The sequence below is a fragment of the Streptomyces sp. NPDC005955 genome, assembly GCF_042871255.1.
Lineage (GTDB): Bacteria > Actinomycetota > Actinomycetes > Streptomycetales > Streptomycetaceae > Streptomyces.
Map to the genome: position 1 here is coordinate 95,558 of NZ_JBIAIF010000010.1, position 15,670 is coordinate 111,227.

Below are 15,670 nucleotides of genomic sequence, written 5' to 3' on the forward strand. Positions count from 1 at the left end.
GCGGCGGGGGTCTGTTCCCCGGCTCCCCCGGCGCGGCCGTGTTCTCTTCGGCGGTCCGTGCGCGGCGGGCTGCCGCTTCCTTCAACTGCCGCCACTCCTCGGTGAAATCCACCTGGACTCCTCGTACAGCACGCGCGTTGCGCGCGTTCAGTCGGGACCGAACCTACCCGGTTCGCCGCTTCGACCACGGGCCCAGTAACTCGGGGTCACCCGCAGGCGTCGTACCGGCTCGGTAGGACACCCGAGGCTCCGCACCGGCGGCGACACGGCCCGTCGTGGGCAGGGCCCGCCACCACTACAGGAGGGCACCGTGCGCACGGCACAGTCCGGTACTGCCGCCCGGACCGTCCGGGGGAGCAGCTGCGTCCCGGACCGAGTGGCAAGCTTGAACCATGCCGCCCCGGCGTCCCGGCTCGGGTGGAGAGCCACGAGGGGCTGAGGTTTTGCCTGGACAGCGCGAAGCCCCGCCAGACTGCGTTGTTCCGCTGTCGCCGGACGGGGCACTCGCTGGGGGGCCGCCTCTTGGCTTGCCCGAGACATCACTCCGGCGGCTGGCTGTACCTCTCCAACATCGCCTTGCTCGTAGACCGGTCCACCAGCCGCAGTTCCCAGGGGCCGGTGTTCACGTCGAAGTCCTTGCCGAAACCGACCCACTTCCCGGCCATGCGCCGTCCGGTCGGCTCGACCAGGAGTTGGATGGCCCCGTGATAGCGGGCCCCGTTGTAGTAGCCGTTTGCGGCAGTCTGCTCGACCCACGTACCGGTGACCACGTTGCGATCAACAGTCAGGTCCAGCGTGAGCGGGCTGTCCGGGTTGCTGCTCGCCCTGGGCAGACTCTGAACGGTCAGCCGGTTCCCGTGCTGGACGATCACTACGTAGTGCTTGCCCTCGTACGAGTCGCCCCGGCCCGATGAGAAGAACTCGTAGCGGCTGAGCCACACCCCCGAAAACGTCTCCTCACTCCCCTGCACGGCAGGCTGCGCGCCTACAGCGGCAGATGGGGCACCGGTTGCGGCAGTCTCCATGTCATGTCCTCCCTTCCCGTCTGCGTGGACTCGTGCCGTCGGCACCGGCAGGGCAAACCCCAGCGCCTCGACCGGACGGCCAGTGACCCGTTCCAAGGCCCTGGCGTAGACGCCCCGAGGCGTCTTGCTCGTGCCGGACTCCCAGCGCTGCACCAGCCGTTTGGAAGCCTCGTTCGGCTCCCCCAGTTCCGCACCTGCCCGGCGGAGCGCCTTGGCAAAGTCGTCTTGGCTCAAGCGCAGGCCGGTACGCACGGCCCGCAGCACACCATTCGGCACCACTACGGTCGTCGTCATGGCGTCAAAACTAGACCGAACAGCCTTGCAATGACACCGGTTTGACGCCCTAGAGAGCGTCATTGACACCCCACTGGGTGACGCCCAGGCGACGCCCGAAGCGTCGTCGTTCCGACCGACCAACGGCGGGAACATCGCTTCACCAACCGGACCGGGCAGCGGAAGGCGAACCATGACCAAGTGCCCCAGATGCTCCCCACAGACCAGGAAGGCACAGACGTGACGATCACCGACACAACGAAGACCGTGTACGACCTCATCACTCCGGAACTGAAGGCCGACCTCATCACCATGGTCCGCGAGGACTCCTGGCCGGAGATGACCGACAACCAGGGCGAGCGCGGCGTCAACCAGGTGGCGGCCTTCCTCGCCGTCGCCGCGAACACCACGGAGAGGGCCACGCCCAGCCTTCGTGTGGACCTCTTCTGGCACGCGTTCGTGCTCCACACCAAGCACTACGCCGAGTTCTGCGACGCGCTCGGCGGCAGGTTCATCCACCACGTCCCCGACCGCAACAGCGGCCACAACCCGGGCGAGGGCCGGGCCGCAATGCGTCGGACGGCCGAGATGATCCGATCGGCCGGCTTCGACGTGGACTCGGAGTTCTGGCCGATCGACGGCGCGGCCGACTGCACCCAGAGCTACGCGGGCTGCTCCGACAGCCCCGTCGCCAAGTAGTTCCGGCGCAGGCGGATCGACCGGCTCCTCAGAACTTCAGCCGCCCGGTATCGTGCCGGGCGGCTGTCGCCGCGAACGAGAACGGACAGGTAGTGACTGACGCTCGCAGCACCGCATGGGACACGTACGCGCAGAGCAAGCCCCAGCGGCGGAAGACCAACGCCGAGGGCGACACCACGTGGTTCAACTGGACCCAGTACCCGGATCACGGCCCCAGGGGCGATGTGCTCCAGCTCAAGCCGGAAGACCGTGCACTCGACCTCGGGTGCGGGTCCGGAGGGAACACCGCTCATCTCGCAACGCTCGGCATGACGTCCGTCGGGATCGATCTCTCTGCCAAGCAGCTGGACAAGGCGCGCGAGCGGTGGCCGGGCGTGGACGGGATGGAACTCCACCAGGCCGACGCCCTCACCTACCTCGGAGACACGTTCACGATCTTCGATGCGGTCTACAGCGTGTTCGGCGCTGTCTGGTTCACCGACCCTGGCCTACTGCTGCCGGTCGTTCACGCGAACCTCAAGCCGGGTGGCGTGTTCGCCTTCTCCCAGCGGCCCCCGGTTGCAGGTTGCTACGGCTGCCAGGCGTCATACATCGCGCGCGGGCCCGAAGAAGACCCCGCTGTCGTCAAGCGGTGGGACTACGAACCCGATGCATGGGTGCTGATCCTCAAGGAACACGGCTTCGTGGACGTGTCAGCGGCCGTGCTTGCCCCGCCCCCGGGGAGTCACCGCACAGGCACCCTGTTCGTCCGGGGCATCCAAGGAGGCTAGGGAACGGGTACCAGTCTGACCAACGGAAGCCCCCGACAGCCACCCGTCAGGACTGCCGCCGGGGGCCAGAGTGCTCCCGACAGTCACCGGCCGGACCGGGCAGAGGATCTACCTCCGCGAATGCTCAAGGGTCACCGTGGTGGAGCGGATCCCCCAGCTGTTCGGGACAACGGCGTCGTACGGCCGTGATCCGGTGTTCTTGGGCCGATGGCAAGCTTGAAGCATGAACGATGCTGCCCCGGCGCCCGCCCCCGAGCCCACCGCCGCCCCCGTGCCCCGTCGCCGTGCCCGGGTCCGCGCCCCCGAGCTGGTCGGCGCCGGTGGCTGGCTCAACACGGGCGGCAACGCACTCACCCTGTCCGACCTGCGGGGTCGCATCGTGATCCTCGACTTCTGGACCTTCTGCTGTGTGAACTGCCTGCACGTGCTGGACGAGCTGCGGGAGCTGGAGGAGCGGCACCGGGACACCGTGGTGATCGTCGGGGTGCACTCGCCGAAGTTCGCGCACGAGGCCGAGCACACGGCCGTCGTGGACGCCGTGGAGCGGTACGGGGTGGAGCACCCGGTGCTGGACGATCCGGAGCTGGTCACCTGGAAGCAGTACGCCGTACGGGCCTGGCCCACGCTGGTGGTGATCGACCCCGAGGGGTACGTCGTCGCGCAGCACGCGGGCGAGGGGCATGCGCACGCACTGGCCCGGCTGGTGGCGGAGTTGGAGGCGGAGCACGGGGCGAAGGGCACCCTGCGGCGCGGTGACGGCCCGTACGTGGCGCCCGAGCCGGTGGCGACGGAGCTGCGCTTCCCGGGCAAGGCGCTGCTGTTGCCGTCCGGCGGGTTCCTGGTGTCGGACACCACCCGGCACCGGTTGGTGGAGCTGGCGGCGGACGGCGAGACCGTGGTGCGGCGGATCGGCTCCGGGCAGCGGGGTCTGGACGACGGGCCCGCCGGGGTGGCCGCGTTCAGCGAACCGCAGGGGCTCGCGGCGCTGCCGGACGGTTCGGTGGTCGTCGCGGACACGGTGAACCACGCACTGCGCCGCGTCGACCCGGCGACCGGTGCGGTCACCACCCTCGCGGGCACCGGACGCCAGTGGTGGCAGGGCTCGCCCACCGGCGGCCCGGCGCGGGAGGTGGACCTCTCCTCGCCGTGGGACGTGGCGTACTTCGACGACCGGGTGTGGATCGCGATGGCGGGCGTCCACCAGCTGTGGACGTACGACCCGGCGACGGACACGGTCGCGGTGGCGGCCGGGACCACCAACGAGGGCCTGGTGGACGGGCCGGCCGCCGAGGCGTGGTTCGCGCAGCCGTCCGGGCTGGCGGCGGGCGCCGACCGGCTGTGGGTGGCGGACGCGGAGACGAGCGCCCTGCGCTGGATCACCGCGGACGGCACGGTGGGCACCGCCGTGGGCACCGGGCTGTTCGACTTCGGGCACCGGGACGGTCCGGCGGCCGAGGCGCTGTTGCAGCACCCGCTGGGGGTGACCGTGCTGCCGGACGGTTCGGTCGCGGTGAGCGACACGTACAACCACGCGCTGCGCCGCTACGATCCGGCGACCGGTGCGGTGACCACCCTGGCGACCGACCTGCGGGAGCCTTCGGACGCGGTGGTGGTGGACGGGGACGTCGTCGTCGTGGAGTCGGCGCGGCACCGGCTGACCCGGCTGCGGTTGCCCGAGGAGGCGGTGCGGGTGGAGTCGGTGGCGCACCGCACCCGGCGGGAGCCGACCGAGGTGGCGCCGGGTGCGTTCCGGTTGGACGTGGTGTTCCGGGCGCCGGCGGGCCAGAAGCTGGACACCCGGTACGGTCCGTCGACGCGGCTGCTGGTGTCCTCGACGCCGCCGGAGCTGTTGCGGGCGGGCGCCGGCGCCGGTACGGAGCTGTCCCGTGCGCTGGAGTGGGACCCGGCGGTGCCGGAAGGGGTGCTGCACGTGTCGGCGATGGCGGCGTCCTGCGACGACGACCCGGCGAACGCGTATCCGGCGTGCCACGTCCACCAGCAGGACTGGGGGGTCCCGGTCCGGCTGGTGGCGGGCGGCGCGGGGCGGTTGCCGCTGGTGCTGGCGGGCCTCGACGAGGAGACGGCCGCCGGGTAGCGGGGCCGTCCGGTCAGCGGTGGTCCCGTTCGCCGTCGACGACCGTGGTGGTGCCGCCGGGCACCACCACGCGGCGGCGGCGGGCGATGCTGGTGAAGGCGACCGCGCCGATGAAGCCCACCGCCATCAGGATGAGTCCGACGACGTCGAGGTCGACGCCCTGCGCCTCCCAGTCCGTCGCGAAGGTGAGGATGGCCCCCACCGCGATGAACACGATGCATCCGCTCAGTCCCATGGATCTCGCCTCCCGGTCGGCTGTGCCCGTCAGTACGGCAGTTCCGTTCGGGCAGCGGGTACCCGGGGCGGGGGCGGTCATGCGGGCGGGTCCGCCGCCGGGCGGTCCGGGCGGGGTGGCGGGTCAGCCGGTGAGGAAGGCGACCAGGGCGTTGGCCAGTTGGTGCGGGTCGTCGGCGGCGCACAGTTCGCGGGCGCTGTGCATGGAGAGGATGGCCACGCCGATGTCGACGGTCTTGATGCCGTGCCGGGCTGCGGTGATCGGGCCGATGGTGGTGCCGCAGGGCATCGCGTTGTTCGAGACGAAGGTCTGGAACGGGACGCCGGCCTTCTCGCAGGCGGCGGCGAACACGGCGCGGCCGGAACCGTCGGTGGCGTAGCGGTTGTTGACGTTGACCTTGAGGATCGGTCCGCCGCCGGCGCGCGGGTGGTGCGTTGGATCGTGGCGCTCGGCGTAGTTGGGGTGCACGGCGTGGCCGGTGTCGGAGGACAGGCACACCGTCGCGGCGAGGGCGCGGGCCCGGTCCTCGACGGAGCCGCCGCGTGCGTACACGCTGCGTTCCAGGCAGGAGCCGAGCAGCGGGCCGTCGGCGCCGGTGTCGGACTGGGAGCCGTTCTCCTCGTGGTCGAACGCGGCGAGGACGGGGATGTAGGGGAGGTCCTCGGTGGCCGCGGCGGCGGCGAGGGCGGCGACCCCGGCGTGGACGGAGAGCAGGTTGTCCATCCGGGGGCCGGCGACGAGTTCCTTGTCCCGGCCGAGGTAGGCGGGGGCCTCGACGGGGTGGGTCATCAGGTCCCAGCCGGTGACCGAGTCCGGGGCGAGGTCGTACTCGTCCTCCAGGAAGTGGATGAGGTCGCCCTCGTGGGCGTCGCCGAAGCCCCAGACGGGCTGCATGTGGCGCTGCGGGTCGAGCTTGAGGCCCTCGGGGGTGACCTTGCGGTCGAGGTGGATCGCGAGCTGCGGTACGCGGGCGAGCGGGCGGTCGACGTTCACGAGCCGGTGGGTGCCGTCGCGCAGCGAGAGGCGGCCGGCGATGCCGAGGTCGCGGTCGAGCCAGGAGTTGAGCAGGGGGCCGCCGTAGATCTCGACCGCGAGTTGCCGCCAGCCGTGCGCGGAGCTGTCGGGCCGGGGCTTGATGCGCAGGTTCGGCGAGTCGGTGTGGGCGCCGACGATGCGGTACGGGGTGTGGGGGGACGCCGCCTCGGGGACGTACCAGGCGATGATCGCGCCACCGCGCAGGACGTACTTCCCGCCCGCTGTTCCGTCCCAGGCGTCGGTTTCGGCGAGTTGCCGGAATCCGGCCTTCTCCAGCCGCTCGGCGGCGTTCGCCACGGCGTGGTAGGGGGAGGGGCCGGCCGCGAGGAACGTCATCAGGTCGTCGGTGTGGCCGCGGTCGAAGCGGGGGGGTTGGCTCATGGGTTCACCTTAACGACGACCGGGGGCCCGCTCCCGTGGGTGGGAGCGGGCCTCAGCTGAAATGTACATGCCTTTGGCAGATGCCGACGGTACCGATCCTGCGGGGGCCGGTCGAGACGGCGTCCCGTCCGCGAGGCGCGCGGCCCCGGGTCAGAACGCCGCTTCGTCGAGGTCCATCAGCCCGAGGTCGACGCCCTCGGCCACCCGGCGCTCCGCACTCACGCCGGGCAGGACGTTCGCCGCGAAGAACCGGGCCGCCGCGATCTTGCCGGCGTAGAAGGCGCGGTCCTTGGCGGACGCCGACTCCCGCTTCTCGGCGGCGACCGCGGCCCCGCGCAGCAGCAGGTAGCCGATGACCACGTCGCCCGAGGCGAGCAGCAGCCGGGTGGTGTTGAGGCCGACCTTGTAGATGGAGCGGACGTCCTGCTCGGTGGCCGCGAGGTCGGTCAGCATCACGCCGACGATCGCTTCGAGGTCGGCCGCCGCCCGGGCCAGCTGCTCCCGGGCGCCGGCCAGCTCCTCGCCGCCGGAGCCGATGGCGAGGAACTTCTTGATCTCCTCGGCCAGCGAGTTCAGTGCGGCGCCCTGGTTGCGGACGATCTTCCGGAAGAAGTAGTCCTGGCCCTGGATCGCGGTGGTGCCCTCGTAGAGGGTGTCGATCTTGGCGTCCCGGATGTACTGCTCGACCGGGTACTCCTGGAGGTAGCCGGAGCCGCCGAGGGTCTGGAGCGACTGGGCGAGCTGCTCGTACGCCTTCTCGGAGCCGTAGCCCTTGACGATGGGCAGCAGCAGGTCGTTCAGCGCGTGTTCGTGCGCGGCGTCCTCGCCGGCCGCCTCCTTGGCGACGATGGCGTCCTGGACGCTCGCGGTGTGCAGCACCAGCGCGCGCATGCCCTCCGCGTACGCCTTCTGCGTCATCAGCGAGCGGCGCACGTCGGGGTGGTGGGTGATGGTGACCTTGGGGGCGGTCTTGTCCATGAAGTGGGCCAGGTCGGTGCCCTGGACGCGCTCCTTGGCGTACTCCAGGGCGTTGAGGTAGCCGGTGGAGAGGGTGGAGATCGCCTTGGTGCCGACCATCATCCGCGCGAACTCGATGATGCGGAACATCTGGCGGATGCCGTCGTGCTTGTCGCCGATCAGCCAGCCCTTGGCGGGGTGCCGGTCGCCGAAGGTGATCTCGCAGGTGTTGGACGCCTTGAGGCCCATCTTGTGCTCGACGTTGGTCGCGTAGACGCCGTTGCGCTCGCTGAGCTCACCGGTCTCGAAGTCGAAGAGGAACTTCGGGACGAGGAAGAGGGACAGGCCCTTGGTGCCGGGTCCCGCGCCCTCGGGGCGGGCGAGGACGTAGTGGAGGATGTTCTCCTCCAGGTCGTGCTCGCCCGAGGTGATGAACCGCTTCACGCCGTCGATGTGCCAGGAGCCGTCCTCCTGCTGCACGGCCTTGGCCCGGCCGGCGCCCACGTCGGAGCCCGCGTCGGGCTCGGTGAGGACCATGGTGGAGCCCCAGGTGCGCTCGACCGCGATCTCCGCGATCCGCTGCTGCTGGGGGGTGCCCTCCTCGAAGAGGATGCGGGCGAACGCCGGCCCCGAGGAGTACATCCAGATGGCCGGGTTGGCGCCCAGGACCAGCTCGGCGTACGCCCAGATGAGGCTGGCGGGCGCGGTGGTGCCGCCGATCTCCTCGGGGATGCCGAGGCGCCAGTACTCGGAGTCCATGAAGGTCCGGTACGACTTCTTGAAGGACGCGGGCAGGGGGGCGGCGCCGGTCTCCGGGTCGAACGCGGGCGGGTTGCGGTCGGCGTCGGCGTACGACTCGGCCAGCTCGTTCTCGGCGAGGCGGGCGATCTCGGCGAGGACGCTGCGGGCCGTCTCCACGTCCATCTCGGCGAACGGTCCGGTTCCGTAGATCTTGTCGCGCCCGAGCACCTCGAAGAGGTTGAACTCGATGTCGCGGAGATTCGACTTGTAGTGCCCCATGGCGACGGCTCCGTAGGTAGCTCGGGTATGACACACGTACTGACGAGTAGCGGGTACCTACGATGATGCTACCCACGAGTAATAACGGCAACCCCCGACCGGCGGACGTCTCGGAAACCCTCCGCGGCCGGGCCGTACCGGACGGTATTGCGGGCGGGGCCCGCCGCGGGGCCGCCGCTCGGTACGCTTGCGCCCATGTACGGCTACGACCAGCACGCAGGCGGCGCCGCCCCTGGGCAGAGTTACGCGCAGCCGCAGTCCCCGCCCCCACAGATGGCAGGCGGGTACGCGGGGCAGCCCCCGCTGTATCCGGAGCCGTCCCCACCCTCGCTCGCCGACGCGGTGCGGGCGTTCACCACGGGCTCGATGGCCGCCGAGGACTTCCAGCAGATCTTCGCGACCTCGAAGGTCTACTGCCCCCGCGGCGACAACCCCGGTTTCCTCGCCCTGCACAACACCCAGCAGCCGGTGATCCCGATGTTCACCACGCTCAAGGAGCTGCGCCGGTACGCGGGCAAGGAGTCCAAGTACTTCGTGATCACCGGCGCCGAGGTCATCGACCTGCTGCCCACCGGGTACGGGTTCGTGCTCGACATGGAGGGCGACCACCGGATGGTCTTCGACGCGAAGGCCGTCGAGCAGATGGTCGACTTCGCGATGCGCCGCATGTACGGATAGCCCGCCGGTCCGCGCGTCCCCGTCACTACGGGCGGTCCGCGGGCCTTCGCCTTTCGCGGCGCCCGGGTCACAATGGACGGGATCAGCCGCAGGGCGGGACGGGAGGCACCGGGTGAGTGACAGCGGACGCGGTTTCAGGTTCGGCAACACGATGAGCCGGCTCGCCGACTGGGCGGGACTGCTCGGCGCGGGCTTCCTGCTGGTCCTCGGGTCCGTCTCGTACGCCCAGGGCCGGGGCCCGCTGTGGTTCGTCCTCGGTCTGGTGGTCCTCGCCCTGAACCTGTTCACCTTCGGCCCGCGCCAGCGCAAGCGCCGCGAGGCCAAGGAGCGGGTGGAGCGGGCGCGGCTCCAACGCGAGCGGGAGACCGCGTAGGCGCCCTGCCGTCGGACGCCGACCGGGCGGCACGGACCGTGTCCGTACCGCCCGGATCGTGACCGCCCGGATCGTGACCGCCGGCTCCCGGATCAGCCCAGGTGCGCCGCGGGCGGGGCGCCGGCCCCGTCGGTGGGCCGGGTGTCGCGCAGCGCGGTGACCGTGATCACCAGTCCCGCCACGAACAGGCCCGCCGCCACCAGGTACGCCGTCGCGTACCCCTCGGTCAGCGCCTCGGCCGCCCGGCTCATCAGGCCCGCGTCACCCGTGGCCGCCGCCCGGTAGAAGGTGGCCGAGGCGTCCGGCACCAGGTCGTCGGCGGTCGTCATGGCGACCGTCGTCAGGGCCGCGAGGCCCAGCGCGCCACCGATCTGCTGAGCGGTGTTCAGCAGGGCCGAGGCGATGCCGGAGTCCTGCGGGGCGACCCCGCGCACCGCGCCCAGGGTCATCGGGACGAAGCTCGCACCCAGGCCCAGCGCGGTGACGAACATCGCGGGCGCCAGGTGCCAGGTGTACGAGGAGTCCGGCTCCAGGGTCGCGAACCACAGCATGCCGAGCGCGCCGACCAACAGTCCGGGACCCGCGATCCGACGGGCCGACCAGCGGGAGATCAACCGGGAGCCGAGCGTGGCCGAGATGCTCATGCCGATGCTGAACGGCAGGTACGCCAGGCCCGTCTTGACGGGGCTGTAGCCGAGCACCTGCTGGAGGTACAGGGTGAGGAAGTAGAAGGTCGCGAACATGCCCGCGCCCAGGAACAGCATGGTCACGTACGCGCCCGCACGACCCCGGTCGCGCAGCAGCCGCAGCGGCAGCATGGGGTGTTCCACCCGGGACTGGAAGACCAGGAAGAGCGACAGCAGCACCAGCGCCACGACGAACGAGCCGAGGGTGAGCCCGTCGGTCCAGCTGTGCTCGCCGCCGCGGGTGATCCCGTAGACGAGCGCGATCAGACCGCCGGTGCCGGTGATGGCGCCGGGTATGTCCAGCCGCCCGTGCTCCGGCCGGCCCTCGGCCAGCAGCCGGGTGCCCAGGAGCACCGCGATGCCGATCGGGACGTTCACGAAGAACACCCAGCGCCAGTCCAGGTAGTCGGTCAGGACGCCGCCGAGCAGCAGACCGACCGTCGAGCCGATGCCGGCCATCGCCGCGTAGACGCCCATCGCCTTGTTGCGCGGGGCGCCCTCGGGGAAGTTGGTCGCGATCAGCGACAGCGCGGTCGGGGCGGCGACCGCCGCGCCCACGCCCTGGAGCACCCGGGCGGCGATCAGCAGGACCTCGTTGGTCGCGAAGCCGCCGAGGATCGACGCGACCGTGAACACGACGATGCCGAAGCGGAACATCCGACGGCGCCCGAAGAGGTCGCCCGCCTTCCCGCCGAGGAGCAGCAGACCGCCGAAGGCCAGTGCGTACGAGTTCACGATCCAGGCGAGCGTGCCCGCGGAGACGCCCAGGTCGGTCTGGATGCTCGGCAGGGCGATGTTCGTGATCGTGCCGTCCAGCACCACCATCAGCTGGGCCGCGGCGATCACCACCAGGGCCCAGCCGAGGGATCTGCCGGCGGGTGGCGCTCCGCTGGCGTGCGCGGTCGCTGTCGTCGTCATGGGGAAGCTCCTCGTCAGGGCGGACCGGTCCGCCCGGACACGCCAAGCGAGAAAACTATACGCATGTTGAGTTTTATTTCTCACCGGGCGGTGAGAAACACGTCACACCGCGCACGGCACCCCGTGTCCCGGCCCCTGTCCCGCCCTCCTCCGCACGCACCGAAGCCCGCCGCACGGGGGCGCGGCGGGCTTCGGTTACGGGCTGGGTACGGGGTACGGGCTCCGTGTACGGGTTACGGCTCGGGGGCGATCAGTTCGCGCAGGACGGGGACGGCGAGGCGCAGGACGTCGTCGAGGTCCGCTTCCGCGAGGTCCGGCATCCGCAGCACGTGGCGGTGCGTGGCGATGCCCATCATCATCGCGCCCACCAGGGCCGCCCTCAGCCGGGCGTCCGGGTCGTCGCCGAGCCGTTCCGCCAACGGGTCCACCGCCTGCTCGGTGATCCGACCGCGCAGCAGTTCCGCGGTCTCCTCGCTGCTCATGCTGGCCCGCAGCAGTGCGGTCGGGGTCTCCGGGGCGTTCGACCAGGCGCCGAGCATGATCCGCAGGTAGTTCCCGACGGACTCACCGAGGTCGTCGGTCGTCAGCTCCGCCACCGGGATGTGCCACTCCACCGCCTCCCGGAAGAGGTTCAGCTTCGTCCCGAAGTACTGGATCACGGACGCCTTGTCGACCTCCGCGTCCGCCGCGATGGCGCGGATCGTCGTCCGCTCGTAGCCCGACTGCGCGAACTGGCGCCGGGCCGCCTCCAGGATGCGGCGCCGGGTGCGCTGCCCCTTGCGTTCCGGGGCCGGGGCGGCGTCCTGCTGGTCCGGGGCGTCGCCGCTGGTCACGACGGGGCTCCTCTCGGGGCGGGGCGGGGGGACCCCGATGCTACGCGCCCGCCCGGGCGGACCGGGCCAAGGGGAGCGGGCGCACGTCAAGCCGGCAGGGCGCTCATGAACGTGAGCGACGGGGTGAGTGCACCGAGGGCGCTGACGGGCCAGTAGACCCGGGAGCGGGTGCGCACCCTGCGCCGCAGGGGGAGGTCGATCAGCCACCGGAGCAGCCGCACCGGGACGACGCACGGGACCCCGGACAGGAGGTTCACCCCGAGTGCCGTCGCCCACCACCTTCGTGATTCCCACGGAGTACGCACGGCAGGTCAGTTGTGTCGTTCCTGCCGGTCGTTCTTGACGATGACGACCTTGGGATTCTTGGGCAGTGGCGTGCCCGGGTCCTCCGCCGTGAGTTCCGTGGGCCACGAGGTGCCGGGATAGACACCGACCACCGCTGTTTCGACGCGTACCGTCGCGTCGAATCCGCCCGGTCCGGTGAGGCGCACGTCGACCTCGTAGAAGGCGCGCCTCGTACCGTGGTTGGTGATCTTGACTGGTACGGACAGTGCGTCACCTCGGCGAACTGGAACGTACACAGTCACGTCGCCGTCGGTGAGGAGCGGTTTCCCGAAGTCCTCCTTGCCCTGGGGCATCCCCGTTTCGGAGGACCGTGCGATCGGGTCGCCGGGCGGCGCGGCTGCGGCCCGTTCCCGGTCCAACGCGTCGGACTCCTCCTGGGAGAGGTCGCTGTTGGGTATGTCGGACGGCGAGGGGGAAGCGGGCGCGGTCACCGGCGCCGACGCGGACTTCCCGGCGGGGGGCGAACCCTGCACCGCCTTGTCGCTCTCGTTGTCGCACGCGGTGGTCAGCGAACCGGCCGCGAGCGCTACTACCGCGATCCAGCGCGGTAACCGTGGTGTTGTCGTCAGTTGCATGGCTGAGCATTACCCTTACGATCGAGGATCGTCGGCTGGCTTTTTCGAGGTCTTCATGACGGCGACAACTGTGGCGTCGCAAGCCCGCACTCTCCTGCGTACCGGCTCAGCCTACTGACCGAAGACTGCCTCATCCGTCACGCATAGGGGCGTCAGGTAGTGGTCGCAGACCCTGACCTTCATGAATCTGGCCGAACCCGTCTGGTTGGCCAAAGATCCCCCATGTCCCCCTGGCACCACCCCCGCACGGGAACCGAGCGGAGCACGCGCGCCATCTTCGAGGCCAACCACGCACAGTACGTCAAGGCCGCGAAGGCGCGCGGCTCGTAGCTGATCGAAGGGACCTTGTCATCAGTGGACGCCGTTTCGGTAACGGCCGCCGTGGTGCTTCCCCCGTTCCTGCTGGCCGCCATCGCCCTGAGCGTCTGGAAGACCGCGCGCGGACTGCCCACCCGTCAATGGCGGCGCCCCCGTTGGTGGGTGTTCCCCGCCGTTCTCCTGGTCGTCGCCGGATGCGTCACCTGGTTCATCGGGACGTTTTCGAGTGGTCTCGACGCCAGGGAAACGTGCCTGGAACGTGGATTCGCCTACGACGACGCCCACCGACGCGATCCCTCACAGGGTTTCCCGCTGCACCACTGGTGCAACGCCGATCAGGACCTGGTCCCCGCCTTCGTCAACCCCTCGCTCGTCGCCATCGCGGTCGCACTCCTCGGCTGTGCCGCGGGATCGGTCGCCGCCGCGGTCGCCGGAAGGAAGAAGGGGAAGGGAGGGGGGTGAGGAGCGGGTGTGACCGACGCTGCGTGGGGCGAGCGGTCCGCCGCCCGCCCGGGGGAGGTCACGGGTCCTCCGGGCCGGGCGGGGGGTCCGGGGTGTGGTGCTCGTCGAGGGGGGCCCAGGCGCCGGGGACGCCGTCGAGGGGGAGCACCGGGCCCGCCGCCCGCACCGCGAAGATCGTGGTGTCGTCCCCCAGGTGCCCCCCGCCGTGCCGCAGCGTCGCGTCCCGTACGAAGGCCACCAGGCGATCGGGCCGGGCGGTGGCCGGATCGTCCGCGAGCGCCTGGGCGACGGCCGCGGCCAGCGGGAAGAACGTCCCGTGCGCGTCCCGTGCCTCGGTGACCCCGTCGGTGACCAGGAGCAGCGTCTCCTCGGGCCCGAGGGCGACCTGTTGGACGTGGACGCGGCTCTCGAAGAGGTCGCCCAGACCGAGCGGGAGCCCGTCGCCCGGCGGGAGTTCGCGCACCCCGGCCGGGCCGACCACCAGGGGCGGTTGGTGGCCGAAGTTGACGAAGGTGACCGGCCGGCCGGTCACCGCGAGCGGCGGGAACCCGAGCAGGACGGCGGTGGCGAACCGGTCGCTGTCGTCGCGCCCCACCTGCATGCAGTAGAAGCGGTGCCGCATCATCCGCGACTCCAACCGTTCCGCCACGGTGCTCAGTTCCGGTTCGTAGTAGCCGGACTCCCGGAACGAACTGAGCAGCACCGCCGCCCCGTCCACCGCGCCGAGGCCCTTGCCCTGGACGTCCCCGATCAGTACCCGGGTGCCGTGCGGGCTGGGTTGGATGTCGTAGAAGTCGCCGCCGACCTTCGCCGCCCGGTCCGCCGCCAGGTACACGGCGGCGTGATCGAGTCCGCCCCAGCGCGCGGGCAGCGGGCGCAGCACGGTCCGCAGGGTCGTCTCGACCACGTCGCGCATGTGCAGCGCGCGCCGTTCGTTGCGGATGCGGACCCAGGAGGCGGCCACGGCGAGCACCCCGCCGGCCGTGACGAGGATGAAGTCGGGCAACCCCGTCTGGTACTGGTGCGGCCAGGTGTTGTCCATGCTGAGGTAAGTGACGATGGCGAGCACCGCGAAGACGGCGGTCGTCCACACCCCGCACAGCGCGGCGGAGATGCCGGGGACCATCACGATCCAGGAGATCACCCGGAACTCGCCGGAGGTGTTCAGGTCGAAGAGGAGCAGTCCGGCCAGCAGGACCAGGGGCGCCACCCACGCCACGCTGTAGCCCCTGATCCGTAGCAGGGAGGACGCGCCGAAGCCGCCGGACAGCCGGTCCACGGGGCCGTCCGACAGGTCGGGCGGAGTGCGCTCGGGCGGGGGCATGGGGCGCGCCGGACGGCCGGTGGGCTCAGTCCTCGGTCACGTAGTAGTGGTAGAACGTCGCGACGCCGGTGCCGAAGGCCGCGCCGAGGGCGATCCCGGTGGCCAGCAGGACCGAGTGGCCCGTTTGGCTGTAGCAGAAGCCTACGGCGAGCCCGGCGAAGACCGCCCAGGCGAGCGCGCGGGCCTCCTTGGGCAGTGCGGGGCCGACGCGGTGCAGTCCGAAGGCGATCCCGGCGAAGAGGATGCCGCTGACGAAGCCGAGCAGGATGTTCCAGCCGGTGACCTGGTAGCCGCTGGCGTCGCGGCTGATGCCCGCGACCCAGAAGCCGTAGACGATGCCCGCCAGGACGGGCAGCCAGGTGCCCGTCGCCCGGGGGTCGACACCGGTACGGGTGCGCGGGGCGCGGTGGCGTCCTGCGGTGCGTCCTGTGGTCGGGGTGCCGCCGGGTGCCGCGGGGGTGCCGGGGGCGGGTGCCGCATGCGTCATGGGACCACTCCTCTCGGGGTGCCGGTGGGCCGCGGCGGTCCGCGCCGTGCGCCCCACCTCCTCCAGAGCACACCCGGGGCCGCACCCCGGCAACTCGTGACCCGGCGGTGCGTGCCGGCCCGGCCGTCACGCACCCACCCCCCTTGATCGCTCACACGTTCGAGAAAAGTGCCGCAGAAGC

The 15,670-nt window shown here is 71.1% G+C and carries 16 protein-coding genes; 6 read left to right on the forward strand and 10 right to left on the reverse strand.

From position 1 onward, the window contains the following. Positions 1-539 precede the first annotated feature (539 nt). Entirely contained in the window at positions 540-1,319 is a 780-nt protein-coding gene (locus ACFYOU_RS23240; RefSeq protein ID WP_391308131.1) for a helix-turn-helix domain-containing protein, read from the reverse strand. A 219-nt stretch (positions 1,320-1,538) separates the two neighbouring features. Here ACFYOU_RS23240 and ACFYOU_RS23245 point away from each other — a divergent pair, with 219 nt between their 5' ends. From ACFYOU_RS23245 to ACFYOU_RS23255, 3 genes are all read left to right on the forward strand, one after another. Further along, complete coding sequence (locus tag ACFYOU_RS23245) at positions 1,539-1,997, forward strand: glycine-rich domain-containing protein (protein ID WP_391308133.1); 459 nt, start codon at positions 1,539-1,541, stop codon at positions 1,995-1,997. A gap of 92 nt (positions 1,998-2,089) precedes the next feature. Beyond that, entirely contained in the window at positions 2,090-2,767 is a 678-nt protein-coding gene (locus ACFYOU_RS23250; protein ID WP_391308135.1) for a methyltransferase domain-containing protein, read from the forward strand. A gap of 223 nt (positions 2,768-2,990) precedes the next feature. Further along, positions 2,991-4,862, forward strand: a complete 1,872-nt coding sequence (locus ACFYOU_RS23255) for a thioredoxin-like domain-containing protein (RefSeq protein WP_391308136.1) — start codon at positions 2,991-2,993, stop codon at positions 4,860-4,862. A 13-nt stretch (positions 4,863-4,875) separates the two neighbouring features. Here the strand turns inward: ACFYOU_RS23255 and ACFYOU_RS23260 are convergent, their stop codons facing one another. The 3 genes from ACFYOU_RS23260 to ACFYOU_RS23270 form a co-directional block, all read right to left on the reverse strand. Next, positions 4,876-5,097 (reverse strand): DUF6458 family protein, encoded by a 222-nt coding sequence (locus ACFYOU_RS23260; RefSeq protein ID WP_385488920.1) that lies wholly within the window; start codon positions 5,095-5,097, stop codon positions 4,876-4,878. Between the two features lie 123 nt (positions 5,098-5,220). Next, complete coding sequence (locus ACFYOU_RS23265) at positions 5,221-6,513, reverse strand: M18 family aminopeptidase (RefSeq protein WP_389763857.1); 1,293 nt, start codon at positions 6,511-6,513, stop codon at positions 5,221-5,223. Positions 6,514-6,663: 150 nt separating this feature from the next. Further along, entirely contained in the window at positions 6,664-8,490 is a 1,827-nt protein-coding gene (locus ACFYOU_RS23270; RefSeq protein ID WP_391308138.1) for an acyl-CoA dehydrogenase C-terminal domain-containing protein, read from the reverse strand. Positions 8,491-8,685: 195 nt separating this feature from the next. On the opposite strand from ACFYOU_RS23270, the gene ACFYOU_RS23275 reads away from it, so the two are divergent. Together ACFYOU_RS23275 and ACFYOU_RS23280 are read left to right on the forward strand one after the other, a co-directional pair. Beyond that, positions 8,686-9,168 carry an SseB family protein gene (locus ACFYOU_RS23275; RefSeq protein ID WP_385488949.1) on the forward strand — a complete coding sequence of 161 codons (483 nt, stop codon included), beginning with the start codon at positions 8,686-8,688 and terminating at the stop codon, positions 9,166-9,168. Between the two features lie 112 nt (positions 9,169-9,280). Continuing rightward, on the forward strand, positions 9,281-9,541 hold the full coding sequence (locus ACFYOU_RS23280; RefSeq protein ID WP_387001719.1) for a hypothetical protein: 261 nt from the start codon (positions 9,281-9,283) through the stop codon (positions 9,539-9,541). A 92-nt stretch (positions 9,542-9,633) separates the two neighbouring features. On the opposite strand, the gene ACFYOU_RS23285 is transcribed toward ACFYOU_RS23280, so the two are convergent. From ACFYOU_RS23285 to ACFYOU_RS23300, 4 genes are all read right to left on the reverse strand, one after another. Further along, positions 9,634-11,145 (reverse strand): DHA2 family efflux MFS transporter permease subunit, encoded by a 1,512-nt coding sequence (locus ACFYOU_RS23285; RefSeq protein ID WP_391308140.1) that lies wholly within the window; start codon positions 11,143-11,145, stop codon positions 9,634-9,636. A gap of 233 nt (positions 11,146-11,378) precedes the next feature. Next, positions 11,379-11,978: a TetR family transcriptional regulator gene (locus ACFYOU_RS23290; protein ID WP_389763865.1), complete on the reverse strand. Its 600-nt coding sequence runs from the start codon at positions 11,976-11,978 to the stop codon at positions 11,379-11,381. A gap of 86 nt (positions 11,979-12,064) precedes the next feature. Next, complete coding sequence (locus ACFYOU_RS23295) at positions 12,065-12,235, reverse strand: hypothetical protein (RefSeq protein WP_391308143.1); 171 nt, start codon at positions 12,233-12,235, stop codon at positions 12,065-12,067. 54 nt (positions 12,236-12,289) lie between these two features. Continuing rightward, the gene (locus ACFYOU_RS23300; RefSeq protein ID WP_391308144.1) at positions 12,290-12,898 is read right to left on the reverse strand and encodes a hypothetical protein; all 609 of its coding nucleotides are present in this window, start codon (positions 12,896-12,898) and stop codon (positions 12,290-12,292) included. 354 nt (positions 12,899-13,252) lie between these two features. Here ACFYOU_RS23300 and ACFYOU_RS23305 point away from each other — a divergent pair, with 354 nt between their 5' ends. After that, the gene (locus tag ACFYOU_RS23305; protein ID WP_391308146.1) at positions 13,253-13,678 is read left to right on the forward strand and encodes a hypothetical protein; all 426 of its coding nucleotides are present in this window, start codon (positions 13,253-13,255) and stop codon (positions 13,676-13,678) included. 58 nt (positions 13,679-13,736) lie between these two features. Here the strand turns inward: ACFYOU_RS23305 and ACFYOU_RS23310 are convergent, their stop codons facing one another. Together ACFYOU_RS23310 and ACFYOU_RS23315 are read right to left on the reverse strand one after the other, a co-directional pair. Beyond that, complete coding sequence (locus ACFYOU_RS23310; protein ID WP_391308147.1) at positions 13,737-15,002, reverse strand: SpoIIE family protein phosphatase; 1,266 nt, start codon at positions 15,000-15,002, stop codon at positions 13,737-13,739. Between the two features lie 25 nt (positions 15,003-15,027). Beyond that, positions 15,028-15,489, reverse strand: a complete 462-nt coding sequence (locus tag ACFYOU_RS23315) for a hypothetical protein (protein ID WP_389763871.1) — start codon at positions 15,487-15,489, stop codon at positions 15,028-15,030. Positions 15,490-15,670 lie beyond the last annotated feature (181 nt).

Bases quoted from the DNA above. Each gene is read 5' to 3' on its own strand.
- ACFYOU_RS23240 (WP_391308131.1), bottom strand. From the start codon at position 1,319: ATGACGACGACCGTAGTGGTGCCGAATGGTGTGCTGCGGGCCGTGCGT.
- ACFYOU_RS23265 (WP_389763857.1), bottom strand. From the start codon at position 6,513: ATGAGCCAACCCCCCCGCTTCGACCGCGGCCACACCGACGACCTGATG.
- ACFYOU_RS23255 (WP_391308136.1), top strand. From the start codon at position 2,991: ATGAACGATGCTGCCCCGGCGCCCGCCCCCGAGCCCACCGCCGCCCCC.
- ACFYOU_RS23260 (WP_385488920.1), bottom strand. From the start codon at position 5,097: ATGGGACTGAGCGGATGCATCGTGTTCATCGCGGTGGGGGCCATCCTC.
- ACFYOU_RS23285 (WP_391308140.1), bottom strand. From the start codon at position 11,145: ATGACGACGACAGCGACCGCGCACGCCAGCGGAGCGCCACCCGCCGGC.
- ACFYOU_RS23270 (WP_391308138.1), bottom strand. From the start codon at position 8,490: ATGGGGCACTACAAGTCGAATCTCCGCGACATCGAGTTCAACCTCTTC.
- ACFYOU_RS23310 (WP_391308147.1), bottom strand. From the start codon at position 15,002: ATGCCCCCGCCCGAGCGCACTCCGCCCGACCTGTCGGACGGCCCCGTG.
- ACFYOU_RS23275 (WP_385488949.1), top strand. From the start codon at position 8,686: ATGTACGGCTACGACCAGCACGCAGGCGGCGCCGCCCCTGGGCAGAGT.
- ACFYOU_RS23300 (WP_391308144.1), bottom strand. From the start codon at position 12,898: ATGCAACTGACGACAACACCACGGTTACCGCGCTGGATCGCGGTAGTA.
- ACFYOU_RS23315 (WP_389763871.1), bottom strand. From the start codon at position 15,489: ATGACGCATGCGGCACCCGCCCCCGGCACCCCCGCGGCACCCGGCGGC.